Genomic DNA, 19001 nt, shown 5'->3' on the forward strand with positions numbered 1-19001 from the left:
GCCTTTTCTTATATTTGTATATTACAATGAAAATTTCTAAAAAAACTTTAATAAATTAACTCAAAATAATTAGGTAAAGTTTTTGTCTATGTATCTATGATAGACTATAGTAATCAAGTATTTAGTTTCTTAGAAATATTCAATACACAAAAAAATATTTATTCCTGTATTAATAGAATAAAATTATACAAAAAACCAAATTTAACTTTTATGACAACATGTAAACCAACTTCCAAGCAACTATCAAAAAACTGCTTGCTTTTAGCATTTTTGTTTAGTGCATTTTTTATGTCAGCTAGTTTAGTAAAAGCTCAAGATGACACAGATACTACGAATGTAGATGAAACTCATACTTTGCCAAAATCTAACAAAGGTGAAGGGCTAGACGAATATGTAGTTGCAGAGCAGTTGCGTATGACTCAAAAATTTCCACAAGCAATTCCATTTTATGATAAGGCTATTGCTAAAGAACCTGAAAACTTAGAATATCTGTACAATAAATGTATGTGTTATTATGAGGGACGTAATTATCCTGCTGCTGAAACATGTTTTCAATCTGTATTAGAGAAAAAATCAAATTATATTCCTGCTTATGAAATGTTGGCAAATACCTACAAACAGAAAAAAGATTATGGTAATGCTGTCAAAATGTATGAGAAAATAATTGATATTGCAGAAGATGATGGAGAAAAGTTTGCGTATCTATTTCGTACCATTGACCTTCTTTTTCGAACAGGTAATGTAGAAGAGGCTGGGAAATTTATTAAAAGTGCCAATGAATTATTCCCTGGTATGCCAGATTTGTTTTACTTACAAGCTCGTTATGAAAATACAATAGGTAATCATAAGAAAGCATTAGAACTTATGACTGAGTTGATGGATGTTACAGGAGGAGAAACAGGAATTGGCTATGATAAAGATTTTTATGAGTTAGGTTATACTCATTTTAAATTAGGAAATTATGCAGAGGCAGAAAGAGCATTTAGTAAAATTACAAAGGGAACTCAGTTTGCAGGTCGTGCTAAAGAGTTTAGCCCAGAGTTTTTGATGAAAGTAGCTGATGGATATTCAAAAGTCTATGAGTTTAATGATGCAAGACAGCTTTTGGAAATAGTAATTGCCATGAAAGACCCTTTTCCAGATGCACAAGAACTAAAAGAATATATAGATAATAAAGCAGACAAAGATACATTGCTTCAAAGCCTCAATTTTAAATTAGAAATGGATGAAAAAGCAAGGAATGGAAAGTTAGAAGGTAATCAAGATCCAAGAAAATTTATGCTCAATACTCCTCAAAAGTTAGATATTTATGGAAAACTTACTAAAGTTTATTTAGAAGTTGCTAACTATGATGATGCACTGGAGTTTTCTCGTCAGTATTCTGCTATTAATCCTAAAAACCCTTTGATTTTGTTTTATCAAGCATTAGCTCTACAAAAAGTAGGAGATGATGTAGAAGCTGAGTCATTACTTTTAGCTATCAGTAGTACACCTCAAATCAATAGAAACGCTCGTGCTATGGCAGCATTTGCATTAGGAATTTTTCAACACCGAGGCAAACAATATGCTTTATCTGTAAAAAATCTTAAAAAAGCAGCGATATTAAGTCCAGCTTTTGGTCCAGCTTCAAAATATGAAATTGCGAGTATTTCAGTAGAAGACCCAAATACAGCAGCCGAGGAAGGAATGGATGATACAGGAGAAGATATGACAGGAGAAGACGGAGAATAAAAATATAAACTTGTCTGATAAATAAACAAAAAAGGTTATTCAACGTAATAGATTGAGTAACCTTTTTTATGCAAAATATCTGTGTTGATGTTTTACGTAACAACCACAACTTGATAGTAGTTTTTATATAGAAAATCCTAAATAATAGCATCTATAATTTTATTATTCTATATTTAGAGAATAGAACGAGAAAAATTGAAACCCTAAAATTATATCAAAATATGAAATTGATTAGCTTTTTTATTCTTACCTTATTTTTATTTGTAGGAATAAGTAGTTCAAATTTCCTTTTTTCGCAAAATAGCCAAGAATCTGATTCTACAAATATTAGAGTAATAGAACTAGAAGCTAATTTAGATTCACAGTTACAATCTAGCTCTTGGGAAGAGTTTTTAGATACACATGCTGAGTTAGTTCGTTTTTATATTCAGAATGGAAATATTGATAAAGCCAAAAAGTTACTTGCTAGATTAAAGCAAATTCCAAGTTCTGTTTATGAAGAAAAACCTGCTTTAGCAATTCAAGCTACACATACAAAAGGCGAGTTTGCGCTTTATGAAGGAGATATAAATCAAGCTCTTGAGTTTTTTGAAGAGGCTTATACAAATTCTCAAAAATTAAAGTCTGGTCAAACCTTATCTGCTCATCAGGCTCTTCAACTCAATAAAAGTATGAGTATTGCTCTTTGGCAATCTGGAAATTTGGCTGGCGCACGTTCTTTTGCCGAACAGTCTGTATTGATAGCACAAAACAAAATTGGAGAAGACTCTCAAGAAGTTGCAGATGCATACAATAATTTTGGACTTATTCTGACCAGTCAGTTTCCCGAAAATGCAAAGGAATATTATCAAATGAGTCAGTATATTTATGATAGACTTCGAAAAGAAAATCCTACAAATAAAGAACTAAATGATAGAATTAGTAATAAACTAGCTTATACTTGGATTAATCTAGGAATAATATTGAGAGAACAAGAAAGTTATGTGTTGGCAGAAGATTATTTCAAAAAAGCATTACATTCTTTCGAAACTTCTCACAACGAACTAGCAAAAGCATTTGTAATCAATAATTTAGGTCAAAACTCGTTTCTTCAAAATTATTTTGAGCAAGCTGAAGATTATGAAAAGCAGGCTCTGAAAATTTATCAAAATAATTATGGAAAAAAACACCCAGATATTGCAACAGTTTATAATCAGTTAGGAACAATTTATGAAGCAAAAGAAAAGTTTTCGAAAGCCTTAGATTTTTATCAAAAAGCTCTACAAGCAAATACTGTGAAATTTGAATCAAACAAAACAGATACAAATCCTCTTCCAACAGATTATCTAAATGCTGATATTTTATTACTTTCTCTTTCTCTAAAAGCTCGTACTTTAGAACGAAAATACAATGAAAAGACGCTTTTACTAAAGGATTTGAAAGATGCTATTCAAACGTTATTAGTTGCTGATAAGTTGATAGAGAATATTCGTAATTTACGCATCAATAAACAAGATAAAATAGCATTAGGAAATCGTGCGACAGAAATTTATGAAATAGGGCTGCGAATTGCTTATACAATTAGTGAGTTTCCTCTCCAAAAACAAAAATATAAAGAACAAGCATTTTATTTTGCTGAAAGAAATAAAGCATCAGTTTTGTTGGCTGCCATTGCTGATACAAAAGCCAAACATTTTGCAGGAATTCCAGATTCATTATTAGAAAAAGAACAAACAATTCAAACACAAATTGCTTATTTCGAACAGCAAATTCAAAGTTATCCCATCTCAAATACGACACTTCAAGATTCAGACTTGATTTATTTGCGTTCACAACTTATCAACTATCAAACACAAGCAAAAGAATTTACGAGCCTTTTGGAAAAGCAATATCCAAATTATTTTTCTCTAAAGTATAATACTCAAATTGCTGACATTCCAAAAATACAAGCAAAATTAGATGATAAAACAGCTTTATTATTATATGCTCAAACATACAGTCAAGGAGATAACTCACAAATTTATGCCTTTCTCATTACTAAAGATAAACTAGAAATAAATACAATCGCTGAAAAAGAATTGGAAAGTGATTTTATTTATCTTAGAAATAGCATTGAATTTCAAAGTTATGATGATTTTGTTGAATCTTCTTCTTTGTTAAGTCAGCAACTATTATTTTTTGATATTCCTAGCTATATTCAAAAAGTGGTTATTGTTCCTGAAGGAAATATGGGTAAGATTCCTTTTGAAGCCTTATTTACTGAAAAAATAAGCGAAAAAAGCGAGTTTTTAAAAGAAGAAAGTTATTCTAAACTACCTTTTCTTATCAAAAAGCATACAGTTAGTTATAGTTATTCAGCAACATTATTTATAGAAAAGAATGAAATTGTACAATCTAAAACGTCATCAATTTTTCTTTTTGCCCCTATAACTTTTGAAAGTAGAGAGTTGCCAAGTTTGAAAGGAACGGCACAAGAGGTCAAACAAATTGATTCTATTTTTCAGCAAAAAAATATTTCTACATCACTTTACACTTACAAACAAGCCAATAAAACAATTTTATTTTCAGATTCATTAAAAAACTATCGTTTTATTCATTTGGCGACTCATGGACAAGTAAATGAAGACAATCCAGATTTATCTCAAATTTTTCTGACTAACTCTGACGGAAGTACTGGAAGTTTGTTTGCTTCAGATATTTATGCTTTGCAAGTAGGCGCAGAACTTGTTATGATGTCAGCATGTGAAACGGGGCTGGGTAAAACTTCAAAAGGAGAGGGAATTGTTGGATTGACAAGAGCATGGTTTTATGCAGGGGCAGATAATCTAACAGTTTCTTTGTGGCAAGTGAGTGATGAGGCAACAAACAAACTAGCAACTATTTTTTATGCAACCAGTTTAGAAAATTTGAAGAATGATGTTTCTTCAACGACATCTTTTCAAAAAATAGATTATTCGTCTTCTCTTCAAAAAGCTAAATTATCTTTATTAGAAAGTGAGAAATTTGCTGCTCCTTATTACTGGGCTGCTTTTATCTTAATTGGGAAGTGATTTGGAAAGTAAATCATTTTAAATTAACGTTATTTTCGATGAATAAAAAAACTAAAAAAACAATTTTTTGGACAATCTTAGGTGGTTTTGTGGCTGCTAATGTAATGGTTTACAAACATGCCTATCATTTTACACATGTTACAGAAGGGGAGCGTTCATTATCTCCAGAGAGTTTGTCTTTTTCTCAAAAACTCAAAATTCTTTTGGGTGGAATTTCGTTACCTAAATCAGAAAACATAATTTCTCCTTATACTACTTCAAAAAGAGATGTTATTTTTATTTCTACACGAAATAATAAGTATAAATTAGAATCTTGGTTTGATAAAGTTGAAAATTCAAAAGGAACAGTTATTCTTTTTCATGGTTATGGAGGATGTAAATCTTCTTATGAATTAGAAGCTGATTACTTTAGACAGATAGGTTATTCTACTTTGTTGGTTGATTTTGTAGGTCATGGAGGTTCGGAAGGAAAAGAAATTTCACTAGGTTATCATGAAGCTGATGACGTAAAAGCAGCTTTTGATTACATCAAAAATCAACAAAAGACCAAAAATATAATTTTGTATGGTTCATCTATGGGAGCAGCTTCTATTTTGAGAGCGATTGCAGTTTATGATTTGAAGGCAACTAAATTGATTTTGGAGTGTCCTTTTGCAACGATGAAACAAACCGTAAAAGGTCGTTTTGAAGTAATGGGAGTTCCCTCTCAAGGTTTGGCTGAGTGGCTTATGTTTTGGGGAGGATTACAACATGGTTTTTGGGCATTTACTCATAATCCTCAAGTATATTCTAAAAAAGTAACTATTCCTACTTTGCTTATGGGAGGAAAAAATGATGCACGAGTCAAAAATTGGGAAATAGATGCTATTTATGAAAATTTAGCTACTCAAAAAGATAAAAAAGAAAAAGTGTGGATAAATGCAGGACATGAATCATATATAATGGCAGAACCAAAAGTTTGGAAAGAAGCAATTCAAATTTTTTTATGAGTTGTTTTTTAGATTTGTCAATGAAAAAAACTATCTTTGTTTCTTACCTATTAGAAAATGTTTGCACCTAAATTTTATAGATGAGTAATATTGTTATTAAAGCTACTGACATAAGTAAGCAGTACCGTTTAGGACTTGTAGGAAGTGGAACACTAAAAGATGATGTAGCTCGTTTTTGGGCGCAACTTAGAGGAAAAGAAGACCCTACTTTAAAAGTAGGACAAGTAAATGACCGTACTCAAAAATCTGATTCTGATTATGTTTGGGCATTAAAAGACATTAATTTCGAAGTAAAACAAGGCGAAATACTTGGTATTATTGGGAAAAATGGCGCAGGAAAATCTACTCTTCTCAAAATTCTTTCTAAAATAACTGCTCCTACTACAGGAAGTATAAAGGTAAAAGGAAGAATTGCTAGTCTTTTAGAGGTTGGAACAGGGTTTCATGGCGAACTAACAGGTAGAGAAAATATTTATCTCAATGGTGCAGTTTTGGGAATGACTAAAAGAGAAATTACTAGAAAACTAGACGAGATAGTGAATTTTGCAGGTGTAGAAAAATATATAGATACGCCTATAAAACGCTATTCTTCTGGCATGACGGTGCGATTGGGTTTTGCTGTTGCTGCTCACTTAGATCCTGATATTTTAGTTGTCGATGAGGTATTAGCTGTAGGAGATGCCGAATTTCAGAAAAAGGCTATCGGTAAAATGCAAGATGTTTCTACTCAAGAAGGAAGAACTATTCTGTTTGTTAGTCATAATATGAATTCAATAAATACTCTTTGTACTAAAGCCTTATTACTAGAACAGGGTGCAATAAAACATATAGGAGAAACTCAAAAAATGGTAGATTATTATTTAGGAATAAATAATATAGGAAGAAAAAAAGCAGAAGTAAATTTGGACTTTAAACAATCACAACCTTTTCGATTTACTAAAATAAGTGTACTCAATACTGACCAAAAATTACAACATGATTTTGAGTTTGGTGAAGATATATTTATTAATATTCAATTCGAAACGCTTCAAGTTTTTCCCAATTTTTACTTAGCTTTGAAGTTGCAGAATGAAAAAGGAATTGAAGTTTATTTTAATGATACTAGAGATACAGAAAGTAATGTTACTTCTAATTTATCAATAGGAAAATATTCATTTTTAGTAAAAATACCATCTGTATTTGTTCCTGATACTTATTATATTACAGTTGCTGCTGTGGTAGTGGCTGGTTTAGAACATTTGGACAGGCAGGAAGCTATATGTAGCTTTAAAGTATATGACACAAGGTCAATTCGTAGCATGCAAAGACCTGGAATTGTTAGAATAGATACACAATGGCAAAAAATATAATTAATATATTATGGAGGTATTAATAGATTACAATAATATCTATAATTATATCAATCTAATACTGGAAAGTCTAGGTATTGATAAAAAAACTAGTGAAAGTTGTGCTGAGTCACTTAGTCAAGCATCTTTGCAAGGAATAGATTCCCATGGCGTGCGTCTTTTACCTCATTATGTTTCTAGCATATTAGAAGGTAGAATATCTACTAATTCAAATATTGAAATAAATCAAGTAACTCCCTGTATTGCCAAAATAAATGGTAATCACAGTTTTGCTTATGGAAGTGGAATGGTTGCTATAAATAAAGCAATAGAAATGGCAGAAATATATGGCGTTGGTATAGTATCTTTATCTAACTCAAATCATATGGGAACATTATCTCATTATGGGTTAGAGGCTGCCAAAAAAGATATGATTGGTGTAGTTATGACAAGTACCACCCCTAAAATGAGTACTCCTAATGGGAAAAAAGCATTTTTTGGAACAAACCCATTATGTATCACAGCTCCTATGTTGTCAGAGCAACCTTTTTGTTTTGACGCTGCTACTACTAGTTTTACAGGAAATAAAGTAAAACATTATAAAAATAATAATAAACCTTTACCTTTAGGAGTAGCGAAAGATAAAAATGGTGAAGATACTACTGATGCTACTTTAGCTTATTATCTAACAGGAATTGGTCAGTATAAGGGTTTTGGTTTAGCTATGGCAATAGATATATTTTCTAGTTTTTTGACAAATATGCCATTTGCTGATGAGGTTTCTTCTATGTATGATAGTCCTTTGTCTCAAAAACGATACTTAGGACACTTTTTCATGGTTTTAGATATAAAGCCGTTTGGAGACATTCATTCTTTTAAAGAAAATTTGCAAAATTTGACTGAAAAAATAAGAAGTTCTGAAAAAGTAGATAATAAAACTCCTATATACGTTCCAGGAGATATAGAAAAACTAATAAAACAAGAGCGTTTAATTAGTGGAATACCTATAGATTTAACATTACAAAATCAATTATTTGATATTGCAAAAAAAATGAATATTTCGACTCATTTTCTAAAAATAAAATAAAATAAAATGAAAGTACTTGCTATTATACCTGCTCGTGGTGGTTCAAAGGGAATACCAAGAAAAAATATAGAATTATTAGGAGGAAAACCTTTAGTAGCTCATACAATTTCTCATGCACAAGAAGCTTCAGAGATAGACCATCTTGTAGTCACCTCTGATGATAAAGATATAAGAGATGTTGCTGCCTCTTTTGGTGCGCCAGTTTTGGATAGACCTGATGAGTTTGCTCATGATAAAACTTTACAAGAAGTAGATAAATTATTAATCTGGACTACCAAAGAGTTTGAAAAAAAGACAAATACAAGTTATGATATAATTGTATTACTGTATCCTACAGCTCCTCTTAGAGATGTAGAATCAATAGATAAAGCTATAAAGCTAGTAAAGTTAGGAAAATATGATTCTGTATTATCTGTTTACCATGATACTCGTTACTTATGGGAAAAAACAGGATATAATGATGATGAAACAGTCATACCATCTAACTATGATCCTTGCAATAGAATGCCACGTCAAAAAGAAATGTGGAATCAATGGGCTGAAAATAAAGCTATTTATGTTATGCGAAAAGATGTTTTGTTTGATAAAACTTGTCGAATGGGGGATAAAATAGGAATGGTTGAGATGGAAAAATGGCGTTCAGTAGATATAGATACTCCAGTAGATTTACTTATGGCACGTTCTCTATATGATACGCAAATCAAGAATAAATAAAAGTTCAAATCTAATACCATAAGATGAAAATTGCTATTGCTCTACTATTATACAATCGTCCAACTCATTGCCAAGAAGTAATTGAAAGCCTTGTTGAGAATAATGTTGATGATGTTTATGCTTTTCTAGACTTTTCTGAAAAACAAGAAGTAAAACAAAACCAACAAAAAATTGTATCTCTAATAGACCAACATTCAGACAAACTAAATATAACACTCTACAGACACGAAGAATCTAAAGGACTTAAGAAATCTGTAATTTATGCCTTAGATACTTTATTTGAGAGAGGATATGATGGGGTTATTTTACTTGAAGATGATTGTGTACTTAGAGATGGAGCTTATCAATTTTTTCAAGATACACTTACTAATCAGAAAGATAATAAAAATGTGCGTTCTGTATGTGGTTATCTTCCACCTAATATTCCTTTTCAAGTTTCTGAAAGGAGTGATTTACTTTTGATGTCTAGATTTTCTACATGGGGATGGGCAACTTGGGCTGATAGATGGAAGGATTATGAAATAGAGGTGGGTAAGGTGCTTGAAAAGTTTGAACAAGCCAAAATAGATATAAAACTAATTGCTCCTGATTTGCATCGTTTAGCTAATTCTGAAAAATATATAAATGGATTGGTTGATGTATGGAGTATTCCTTGGTCATTAGCGCATTATCTCACAAATACGACAGTCATTTATCCAAGAGAAACACTTATCGATAATATAGGATTAGATGGCTCAGGCAGAAATTGTGTGTATTCTGAAGATTATACACATAACAAGAATGAATCAAGTAAATTTGAACTTAATAAAAATGTATTACCTCAATATAATGTTATTAATGAAAGTTTATTGAAAAATTTTATGTTAGAAAAAAGTTATCAGATTTATCCTAATTTTTAAAATAGAATGCTCTTTAATTCTTGGGAATTTGTATTATTTTTCCCAACTGTCGTACTTCTTTTCTTTATTCTACCTCATCGCTACAGATGGGTACTACTTTTGATTGCAAGCTACATTTTTTATATGGCTTGGAAAGCAGAATATATTTTATTGTTGATATTTTCGACACTAATAGATTACTTTTGTGCTATAAAGATGAGTAAACGAGAGAATAAAAAGGAAAGAAAACCATTTCTTTACTTGAGTTTGTTATCTAATCTAGGAATTTTATTTAGCTTTAAGTATTTCAATTTTTTTGCTACCACAACAAATCAGCTCTCTGATTTCCTAACAGGAAATACAGTCTTTCCATTATTGCAAGTGTTACTTCCTATGGGGATTTCTTTTTACACTTTTCAAACACTTAGTTATTCAATTGATGTATATAATGGAAAGATAAAGGCTGAAAAACATATAGGTATTTTTGCTTTATTTGTTACTTTTTTTCCACAACTTGTTGCAGGGCCTATTGAGAGAGCAAGTCATTTATTACCTCAATTTAGAGTAAATCACTTATTTGATTATACAAGAGTAAAGTATGGATTGCAATTAATGGCGTGGGGATTCTTCAAAAAACTTGTTATTGCAGACAGGTTAGCCATTGTAGTAAATGCAGTATATAATAACCCTTCCAATTTTTCAGGGTTAAGTATATGGATAGCTTCTATATTTTTTGCTTTCCAAATCTATTGTGATTTTTCTGCTTATTCAGATATAGCTATTGGAGCTGCTCAAGTAATGGGCTATGATTTGATGAAAAACTTTGATAGACCTTATTTTTCTAAATCTATTTCAGAGTTTTGGAAGAGATGGCATATTTCTTTATCTACTTGGTTTAAAGATTATGTTTATATCCCTTTAGGGGGAAACAGAACAATAAAATGGCGTTGGTATTATAATCTTTTTATTACTTTTTTGATTAGTGGTATTTGGCATGGTGCAAATTGGACTTTTGTTTTTTGGGGAGCATTACATGGTTTTTATCTAATTATAGCTTTATTGATAGCTCCTATAAGCCAAAAAGTGTATGAAAAACTTAGGATAAATAAAGAAGGTAATATATACAAATTGATAAATATTAGTATTACATTTCTATTAGTTTTATTAGCTTGGGTGTTTTTTAGAGCTAATACAATTCAAGAAGGTTTTTTATTGATAAAAAATAGTTTTTCTTCAAATATTATTATTCAATTTAAAGACCTTGTTTGGACATTCAAATCAGTAATTTTAAATCAAAATGATATTACTTGGCAGAATTATATGAAAATAAATAATGAATATCTTGATATTTCAGTATATGATTTTACCATTTCTATACTAGCAATAATTGCTATGGAATTTATTCATTTTTTGCAAAGAAAGCATTCTTTGAGAATTACTATCAATGATTTGCATTGGGCTTGGAGGTGGTTTTTATATTACTTGTTACTTTTGGCTATTTTATTTTTTGGAGTTTTTTCAGAATCGCAGTTTATATATTTTCAGTTCTAAAAAGTAAAGAATCAATGAAAATCTTTTTAAAATTTATTTGTTTTATTCCTTTCCTAATCTTTGTCCTTTCTGTCAATGTAAATATTGACCCTGCTTTATTGTTTAGTACAGGAGAGGTAGAAAAAGAAATTGCACAAGAATTGATAAAGGGAAATAATATTAGTAGTATCTATAATTACGACGAGCGTAAAGTTCAAATAAATTTTATAAATAACATTACTGCAACACCTGATATACTTGCTGTAGGTAGTAGTAGAGTAATGCAAATAAGGAATTATTTTTTTGAAGATTCTTATTTTATAAATAGTGGATTAAGTGGAGCTACTATAGAAGATATTTATGGTATTATTGCTCTTTATGAACAAAACGATAAATTACCTAAGAAAATAATTTTAGGCTTAGATCCTTGGATACTAAATCAGAATAATGAAGAGATAAGGTGGTTACCCTTGAAAAGTTATTATACAGAACTAGCTCAAAAACTAGGCATTGATGCTAATGCTACAATATCAAAGAATGATGTAAAAGGATATACTGAAAAAATGAAAGAAGCCTTGTCTTTCAAATACTTTCAAGAGTCAGTAAAAATGAGTTCTCAAAATAAAAATAATTCATATTATGAGGTCTCGTTAGACAGTATAAATGAAATTGCAGATACAAAACTGGCTGATGGGTCAAGGTTGTATAATGCAAAACAGTTTTTTAGAGAAAATGAAGAAGTAGAAAAAGTTTCTCAAGCATACATAGAACAAGATGAAATACGATTTTTAAATGATTTTGATGAAATTTCTAAGAAAAATGAAAAATTAGTTCTAAAACTTATTGAATATCTAAAATTGAAAAATATAGAAGTAACTTTGATTCTTCATCCTTATCATCCAATTGTTTGGGATTATTTTGCCAAAGAACAAAAATACGGAAATGTACTAGAAGCAGAAAAAATATTTATTACTATAGCAAAAACAACCAATACAGAATTATTAGGTAGTTATAATCCTAATAAAATAAACATGAAAACTCCAGATTTTTATGATGCTTATCATTTACGTCCTACTGCAATGAAAAGATTATTAGAATAAGGTACTAATTTTGCTAACTATAAAACTCTTTAATTTAGTTCAATTCAATTCTCAAAAATGCAAAACAACCAACTCTATACAACCTATACAGATTCTACTCATACGAAACTACATACACAAATTCGCACCACTTCGATACCTAGTTTAGAAGAAGGCGAAATATTAGTTGAAATGTGTTATGTGCCAATGCACGGTAGTTTTTGGTTGGCATCTCATCCTAATTTGTTACACCCTAGAAAAGAAGAGTTTTTAGAAAAAGATTACTTTGTCTTTGGGAATGGAGGGATAGGAAAGGTTATAGAAACAAATGGAAAGCAAAGTAAAGTAGAAAAAGGAGATTACGTTGCTATTTTAGGTCATGCCCCTTGTACTCATTATGATTGTTATTCTTGTACTGTGTTGCATAGATATACAGAATGTGATTATAATGAATCAACAATAATTGGTCATGGAAAGCATTCTAATGACGGTACATTTGCTAAATATGCTGTCCTACCTGCTTATTCTTGGGAATTGTGTTATAAACATTATGAAAATCCTTCAGAGGAAGAATTGAAAGCATTTATGTTTAGTTTTTTGGTGGCAGACGTGAGAAATGCTATGACACGACATCCTGACACATTGCGTATGCGTAGAATGCTTTTATTTGGTGCTGGTTATTCAGGACATTTAGCTGCTTATTTGCATCAACATTCTTGTCCAGAATCAAAGATTGTAGTAATAGATACAAACAAAAAAAGAGCTGCATCTGTTGTTGCTCTAAATCCAGATGCCATAACAAGTTATGTTATCTCTCCCCAAACAGCACAGTTGATGAATCAACAAGATTGTTCAAAAGAAGAACCTCTGATACAAAATGAAATTCAATCTATAAGAGATGTAGCTCGTAAACATTTTAAAAATAGAAATGCTAACTTTTTGATGGATTGCACATCTGGAAATTCGACAATGCTTTGGGATAATGCTAAATTACTTTCTCCTAATACACATTGCATTCCTTTTGGTTTTGGTTCTAAAGATATTGTAATTGATAAATCTCTCATACAAGCATCAGGCTTGAATATACTTATGTCAAGAGGTGTAGGAAATTTGAGAAATAGAAGAGAAACTATCGAACTGATAAAAGCAGGAGCTAGTAAATTTATCAATTCGTCTCTAATTGCTCATTCAAAAGTTTTGGGAGGTTTAGAGGAAGCTGTAAGTTTTGTTGAGGCTTATCAAAACCCTCCTTTACCTTTAGACCAAATACCTCATGCATATATAGATTTCAAACTAAATAATTAAATAAATGGCAGTTGATATTTATAAGGAAATACAAAATCCTAAGTTGGTCAAAAAACTCAAAAGAGAATACTGGGAAGGAAATAACTACTATGGATTAGGCAATATTTTAAAAAAATATGCAGGTTTGCCTTATTGGATACCTTTAAATTTTAGAATACAACATGGAATAAAATTTTTTAGTGTTACTTCACTAGAAAATATAAATGAACAACTCTCTTTTTATCTTCCTAAAGGAGATTCATCCTTATTTTTAATGTACTCTGACAAAGAAAAAGAATTTGTGGAATCTTATCTTCAATCTGAAAATCAAACAAAGACTCAAAAGATAAAAAATATAGGCGCACCTGTTATCTATTTAGATCCTTTTTTAGAGAAAATCAAGAAAGAGAATCCGATTATTAAAAAGAAGGGTACTGTTGCATTTCCTTCAAAAGGAACTCATTTTTCTAATGTAGTTACAGATTATACAGAGTATGCAAAAATGTTGGATAATCTCCCCGAAAAGTACAAACCAATAAAAGTTTGTATGTATTATTTAGATATAGAGAGAGGAAAAGATAAACCCTTTAGAGAAAAAGGTTTTGAAGTAGTACAAAATGGAAAATTACTTTCACAAGATTTTTTGCAAAATTTTTATTTGAATACACTATCTTGTGAGTATGCTACTTCAAATGATTTATTATCTTCCCCTGTTTATTATTCTATTCATTTTGGATTGAAATTTTTTGAATTTGGTCCCAATGTTAAATATGAAACATTAGAAGAAGATTGGCATAGTGCCTATGCAAAAGAACGAGAAGAATCTAAAAAATTAGCTCCTTATAGATTTCCAATAGAAGATGTCGAAAATATAGAAAGACAGAAAAAAATAGCTGATATAGAGTTAGGAGTAGCTAATAAATTATCTAAATTAGGGCTATTTAGGTTTATACTTTCTCAATTAAATTTAAAGTTTATAAAAAAATATATCAGACAAAAATGATAAAAAAAATAATAAAACTAATTCTTCCACCTATCTTTATCAAAATTTATCAAATATTTTTAATGTCTTCCAATACAAAAAAAGATAAAAAAAAGATTGAAGATGAAAATAATATTAGATGGAAAGGTAACTATAACTCTTGGCAGGAAGCCCAAAAGGAATGTGTTGGTTATGATGATTCGATAATAATACAAAAAGTGCTAAAATCTACCTTAATGGTTAAAAATGAGGAAGCTGTTTATGAAAGAGATTCTGTATTATTTGATAAAATAGAATATAATTGGTCTTTTTTGGCTACTTTATTAAAAATAGCTATTAATTATGAAAACAAACTTTCCATAATTGATTTTGGAGGAGCTTTAGGAAGTACTTATTTTCAAAACAGACATTTTCTAAATGACTTAAAAGAAATAAGTTGGAAAGTTGTGGAACAAGAACATTTTGTTGAAAAAGGAAAAGCATACATACAGAATGATGAATTATCTTTTTATTATTCTATTGAAGAAAGTCTAAAGACAAAAGATACATTTATACTTTTGCTTTCAAGTGTCATACAGTATTTGGATAAGCCTTATACATGGCTAGAAAAATTCTTATCTTATGATTTTGAATACATAATTATAGATAGAACAGCTTTTATAGAAAATGCTCCAGAAAGGCTTACTATTCAACATACACATGAGCCTATCTATGAAGCTTCGTATCCAGCATGGTTTTTAAATCAAAATAAATTTGTTCATACTTTTAATAAAAAGTATGAACTTATCACAGAATTTGATAGTGGAATAACGCCTTCTATTCAATTAGAGGATGAAAGAAAAGTATATTGGAATGGATTTTTATTTAAAAAAATAGATAACATATAAAATAATGAATGACCAAACTAAAAAACTACCTTATCTAAATTTAGGCTGTGGCACTCGTTTTCATACACAATGGACTAATTTAGATTTTGTTAAGACAGGAGAGGGAGTTATAGCACATAATTTATTAAATGGAATACCTTTTGAAGATAATACTTTTGAGGTAGTCTATCATTCTCATGTCTTAGAGCATTTTTCAAAAGAAGATGCTCAGACTCTTTTAGAAGAATGTAGAAGAGTATTAAAGTCAGAAGGAATACTACGAATTGCAATTCCTGATTTAGAACAAATAGCTCGTTTCTATATTAAAAGTTTGGAAGAAGCAGTAGAAGAACCAAATGATAAAATAAAGCAACTCAATCATCAATGGATGATTATAGAACTCATTGACCAAGCCTCTAGACACCAAGGAGGAGGACAGATGGCAAAACATATCTTTCAACCCCAATTACTTAATCAAGATTTTGTCTTTCAAAGAATAGGTAAGGAAGGAGAACACTTAAGAAATTGGTATTTAGAAAATACTCATTTGTTCGAAAATAAAAATACAAGTATATCAACAATACCTTCTACTCCTAATAAAACCTCAATGGTAAGGCGTATAAAAGATGCTATTAAAATTATTTTGGGACGAACTATTGAGCAACCAGAAGAAGTAACCAAACTCAATTATCAAAAAGTAGGTCAGTTTAGGCTTTCAGGAGAAATTCACCAATGGATGTATGATAGATATTCTATCAAGAAGTTATTACAAGAAGTTGGATTTGATACTATTGAAATTAAAACAGGCTTTGAAAGTTCTATTCCAAATTGGAATTATTTCCAACTTGATGTAGAAGGAGATAAAATAAGAAAACCTGATTCTTTATTTATAGAAGCCATAAAAAAATAAAATATGTATTATTTCACAACGTATTTTGATAAAAATTATTTATCTCGTGGGCTTACTCTTATTCATTCTTTAAAAGAACAAAAAGTTGATTTTCAATTATTTGTATTAGCTTTAGATGAATTTGTGTATGATTTTTTTTGTGAAGAATATACAGATTGTGTAACTCCTATAAAATTGAGTGAATTAGAAGAGTATGATAAAGAATTATTTTCTATAAAAGACACAAGAAGTAAAGTAGAATACTATTTTACAATAACTCCTTGTTTGGTGCTTTATGTGATAGAAAAGTTCTCACATATAGACATGATTACTTATACAGATGCTGATATTTACTTTTTTGATTCGCCTAAGAGGATATTTGATGCAATGGGAAATAATTCAGTAGTAGTCATTCCTCATCATTTTTCTAAAAAAAATGAATGGGCAAATGTATATGGAAAGTATAATGTGGTCTTTAATACTTTTAAAAAAGATAAAGACGGATTACTTTGTCTGAATTGGTGGAGAGAAAAATGTATTGAATGGTGTTATGATGAGTTAGATGAAGAAAACGAGCGTTTTGCAGACCAAAAATATACAGAAAAATTTCCTACGATGTCTGATAAAGTGTTTGTTTTTGATAAACCAACGGCTAATCTAGCTCCTTTTAACCTAGATAATGTAGAGTTTGATTATCAGAATAATACCTATACAGTAAACAAAGAAAAACTTATTTTTTATCATTTTCATTATTTGAAAAGAGTAAATGAATATTTTTATGAAGTCTATTATCCAGCAGGTTGGCAGAAAGAGTATTTTGATATAAAGGCAGTACGAGCTATTTACAGAAAATACATTAGAAGATTACAAATAGAAGAATCAAAATTCGGTTTAGAGTTTTTTAATAGTAGATATAAACTGAAAGAAATTAAGTTTTTAGATAAAATGATTTATGAAAATATGTTGTTACATACGATGTTTTATACGAAGTTTGTAAATGTTAAAAATATGTACAGCTTTTACTCTAAATTAAAAAATAAATGGCAGAGATAATTAATTTACAAACTCATACAGACCAAAGAGGAAACCTAACAGTTATAGAAAAAGTCATTCCTTTTGATATAAAAAGGATTTTTTACATTTATGGAGTTGATGATTCTGTAAGAGGTGGACACAGACACCACAAGACAAAACAAGCTGCTATATGTTTGGTAGGAAGCTGTACTATTTGGAATGATGATGGAGAACTACAGCAAGAATTTCAATTAGATGCACCTCATAAGTGTTTGATTTTAGAGCCAAAAGATTGGCATAGAATGTATAATTTCACACCCAATGCAATTCTTATGGTACTTGCTTCTGACGAGTATGATGCTAATGATTATATATTTGAGCCATATTGAACAGCATAAAATTTATATTTTTTACCCTAATTTATTTTTTTAGCTCATGATTCCCTACGAAAATCTGCATTTCTCTAATCAATCTTTCTTCAAAGAATACCAACAAAAATTCAATCAGTTTTTAGAAAAAGGCTGGTTTATTTTAGGAAATGAAGTACAAGAATTTGAAAAAGAGTTTGCTCACTATTCTCAATCCAAACACTGTATAGGTGTAGGAAATGGACTGGATGCACTTGTTATTATCCTTAAAGCTCTAGCAGAAAAGTATAATTTTGCTCAAAATAATAATAAGGAAACAGAAATAATTGTTCCTTCAAATACCTACATTGCTACTATTTTAGCTATTCTTCAAAATGGTTTTAAACCTGTTTTGGTAGAACCTGAACTAAATACGTACAATATTAACCCAGTAGAAATTGAAAAAGCAATAACTCCGAAAACCAAAGTTATAATGGTAGTTCATCTGTACGGAAAAGTTTGTCAGATGGATAAAATACAAGAAATTGCTACAAAACATAATTTGTTGATTGTAGAAGATGCAGCACAGGCACATGGTGCAACTTTTAACAATCAACAAGCAGGAAGTTTTGGGATTGCAAATGGATTTAGTTTTTATCCTACCAAAAATTTGGGAGCTTTAGGTGATGGAGGTGCAATTACGACAAACGATTCAGAACTAAATGAAGTATTTCGTTCGCTACGAAATTACGGTTCAAAACAAAAATATTATAATGAAAGAATTGGTTTTAATTCTCGTTTAGACGAGCTTCAAGCCGTTTTTTTACGTATCAAACTTCAAAAGTTAGACGAAATAAACAACCATAAAAGAAAATTAGCAAAGCTATATTTAGAAAATCTAAAATCAGATTTTATTCTGCCACTTGTGCAAGAAAATTTTCACGATGTCTATCACATTTTTGCTATCAGACACCAACAGAGAGATAAATTGAAAGAATATTTACTCAAAAATGAAATTAGTACAGAAATTCATTATCCAGTTCCACCAGCAGAGCAAAAAGCACTAGAAGGAATTTTAGATAAAACTTATTTTCCAATAGCAAAAGAGATTCATCAAACTATTCTTAGTCTGCCTATTTCGTATTGCCATACAGAAAATAATATTTTGAGAGTAATTGAAGTAATGAATAAGTTTTAAAATAGCTTATACTCTTTATAAGTGTCAGAAAATATACCTAAATTTGTAGAAAACTT

Annotated in this window: 16 protein-coding genes; all 16 read left to right on the forward strand. The window is 30.0% G+C overall.

From position 1 onward, the window contains the following. The first annotated feature begins 210 nt into the window (after positions 1-210). The 16 genes from ACE193_RS21800 (at position 211) to ACE193_RS21875 (ending at position 18945) form a co-directional block, all read left to right on the forward strand. Positions 211-1731 carry a tetratricopeptide repeat protein gene (locus tag ACE193_RS21800; protein ID WP_375560306.1) on the forward strand — a complete coding sequence of 507 codons (1521 nt, stop codon included), beginning with the start codon at positions 211-213 and terminating at the stop codon, positions 1729-1731. Positions 1732-1952: 221 nt separating this feature from the next. Further along, positions 1953-4760, forward strand: coding sequence for a CHAT domain-containing protein (locus tag ACE193_RS21805; protein WP_375560307.1), 2808 nt, complete (start codon positions 1953-1955; stop codon positions 4758-4760). Positions 4761-4798: 38 nt separating this feature from the next. After that, positions 4799-5749: an alpha/beta hydrolase gene (locus tag ACE193_RS21810; RefSeq protein WP_375560308.1), complete on the forward strand. Its 951-nt coding sequence runs from the start codon at positions 4799-4801 to the stop codon at positions 5747-5749. Positions 5750-5829: 80 nt separating this feature from the next. Beyond that, complete coding sequence (locus ACE193_RS21815; protein WP_375560309.1) at positions 5830-7098, forward strand: ABC transporter ATP-binding protein; 1269 nt, start codon at positions 5830-5832, stop codon at positions 7096-7098. Between the two features lie 10 nt (positions 7099-7108). After that, positions 7109-8164 (forward strand): Ldh family oxidoreductase, encoded by a 1056-nt coding sequence (locus tag ACE193_RS21820; RefSeq protein ID WP_375560310.1) that lies wholly within the window; start codon positions 7109-7111, stop codon positions 8162-8164. 6 nt (positions 8165-8170) lie between these two features. Continuing rightward, positions 8171-8878: a cytidylyltransferase domain-containing protein gene (locus tag ACE193_RS21825; protein WP_375560311.1), complete on the forward strand. Its 708-nt coding sequence runs from the start codon at positions 8171-8173 to the stop codon at positions 8876-8878. A 23-nt stretch (positions 8879-8901) separates the two neighbouring features. Next, positions 8902-9777 (forward strand): hypothetical protein, encoded by an 876-nt coding sequence (locus ACE193_RS21830; protein ID WP_375560312.1) that lies wholly within the window; start codon positions 8902-8904, stop codon positions 9775-9777. 6 nt (positions 9778-9783) lie between these two features. After that, complete coding sequence (locus ACE193_RS21835; protein ID WP_375560313.1) at positions 9784-11307, forward strand: MBOAT family O-acyltransferase; 1524 nt, start codon at positions 9784-9786, stop codon at positions 11305-11307. A 14-nt stretch (positions 11308-11321) separates the two neighbouring features. Continuing rightward, positions 11322-12386: a hypothetical protein gene (locus ACE193_RS21840; RefSeq protein ID WP_375560314.1), complete on the forward strand. Its 1065-nt coding sequence runs from the start codon at positions 11322-11324 to the stop codon at positions 12384-12386. Between the two features lie 57 nt (positions 12387-12443). After that, the gene (locus ACE193_RS21845) at positions 12444-13670 is read left to right on the forward strand and encodes an alcohol dehydrogenase catalytic domain-containing protein (RefSeq protein WP_375560315.1); all 1227 of its coding nucleotides are present in this window, start codon (positions 12444-12446) and stop codon (positions 13668-13670) included. A gap of 4 nt (positions 13671-13674) precedes the next feature. Then, the gene (locus tag ACE193_RS21850; RefSeq protein WP_375560316.1) at positions 13675-14652 is read left to right on the forward strand and encodes a hypothetical protein; all 978 of its coding nucleotides are present in this window, start codon (positions 13675-13677) and stop codon (positions 14650-14652) included. Positions 14653-14714: 62 nt separating this feature from the next. Beyond that, the gene (locus ACE193_RS21855; RefSeq protein WP_375560317.1) at positions 14715-15518 is read left to right on the forward strand and encodes a methyltransferase, TIGR04325 family; all 804 of its coding nucleotides are present in this window, start codon (positions 14715-14717) and stop codon (positions 15516-15518) included. Positions 15519-15522: 4 nt separating this feature from the next. Beyond that, positions 15523-16407, forward strand: a complete 885-nt coding sequence (locus tag ACE193_RS21860) for a methyltransferase domain-containing protein (RefSeq protein WP_375560318.1) — start codon at positions 15523-15525, stop codon at positions 16405-16407. 3 nt (positions 16408-16410) lie between these two features. After that, on the forward strand, positions 16411-17439 hold the full coding sequence (locus ACE193_RS21865; RefSeq protein ID WP_375560319.1) for a hypothetical protein: 1029 nt from the start codon (positions 16411-16413) through the stop codon (positions 17437-17439). Further along, complete coding sequence (locus tag ACE193_RS21870; RefSeq protein ID WP_375560320.1) at positions 17427-17789, forward strand: FdtA/QdtA family cupin domain-containing protein; 363 nt, start codon at positions 17427-17429, stop codon at positions 17787-17789. Before ACE193_RS21865 ends, ACE193_RS21870 begins: the two co-directional genes overlap by 13 nt. A 46-nt stretch (positions 17790-17835) precedes the next feature. After that, complete coding sequence (locus ACE193_RS21875; protein ID WP_375560321.1) at positions 17836-18945, forward strand: DegT/DnrJ/EryC1/StrS family aminotransferase; 1110 nt, start codon at positions 17836-17838, stop codon at positions 18943-18945. Positions 18946-19001: the final 56 nt, after the last annotated feature.

Source organism: Bernardetia aquimarina (assembly GCF_042180575.1).
Classification (GTDB): Bacteria; Bacteroidota; Bacteroidia; order Cytophagales; family Bernardetiaceae; genus Bernardetia.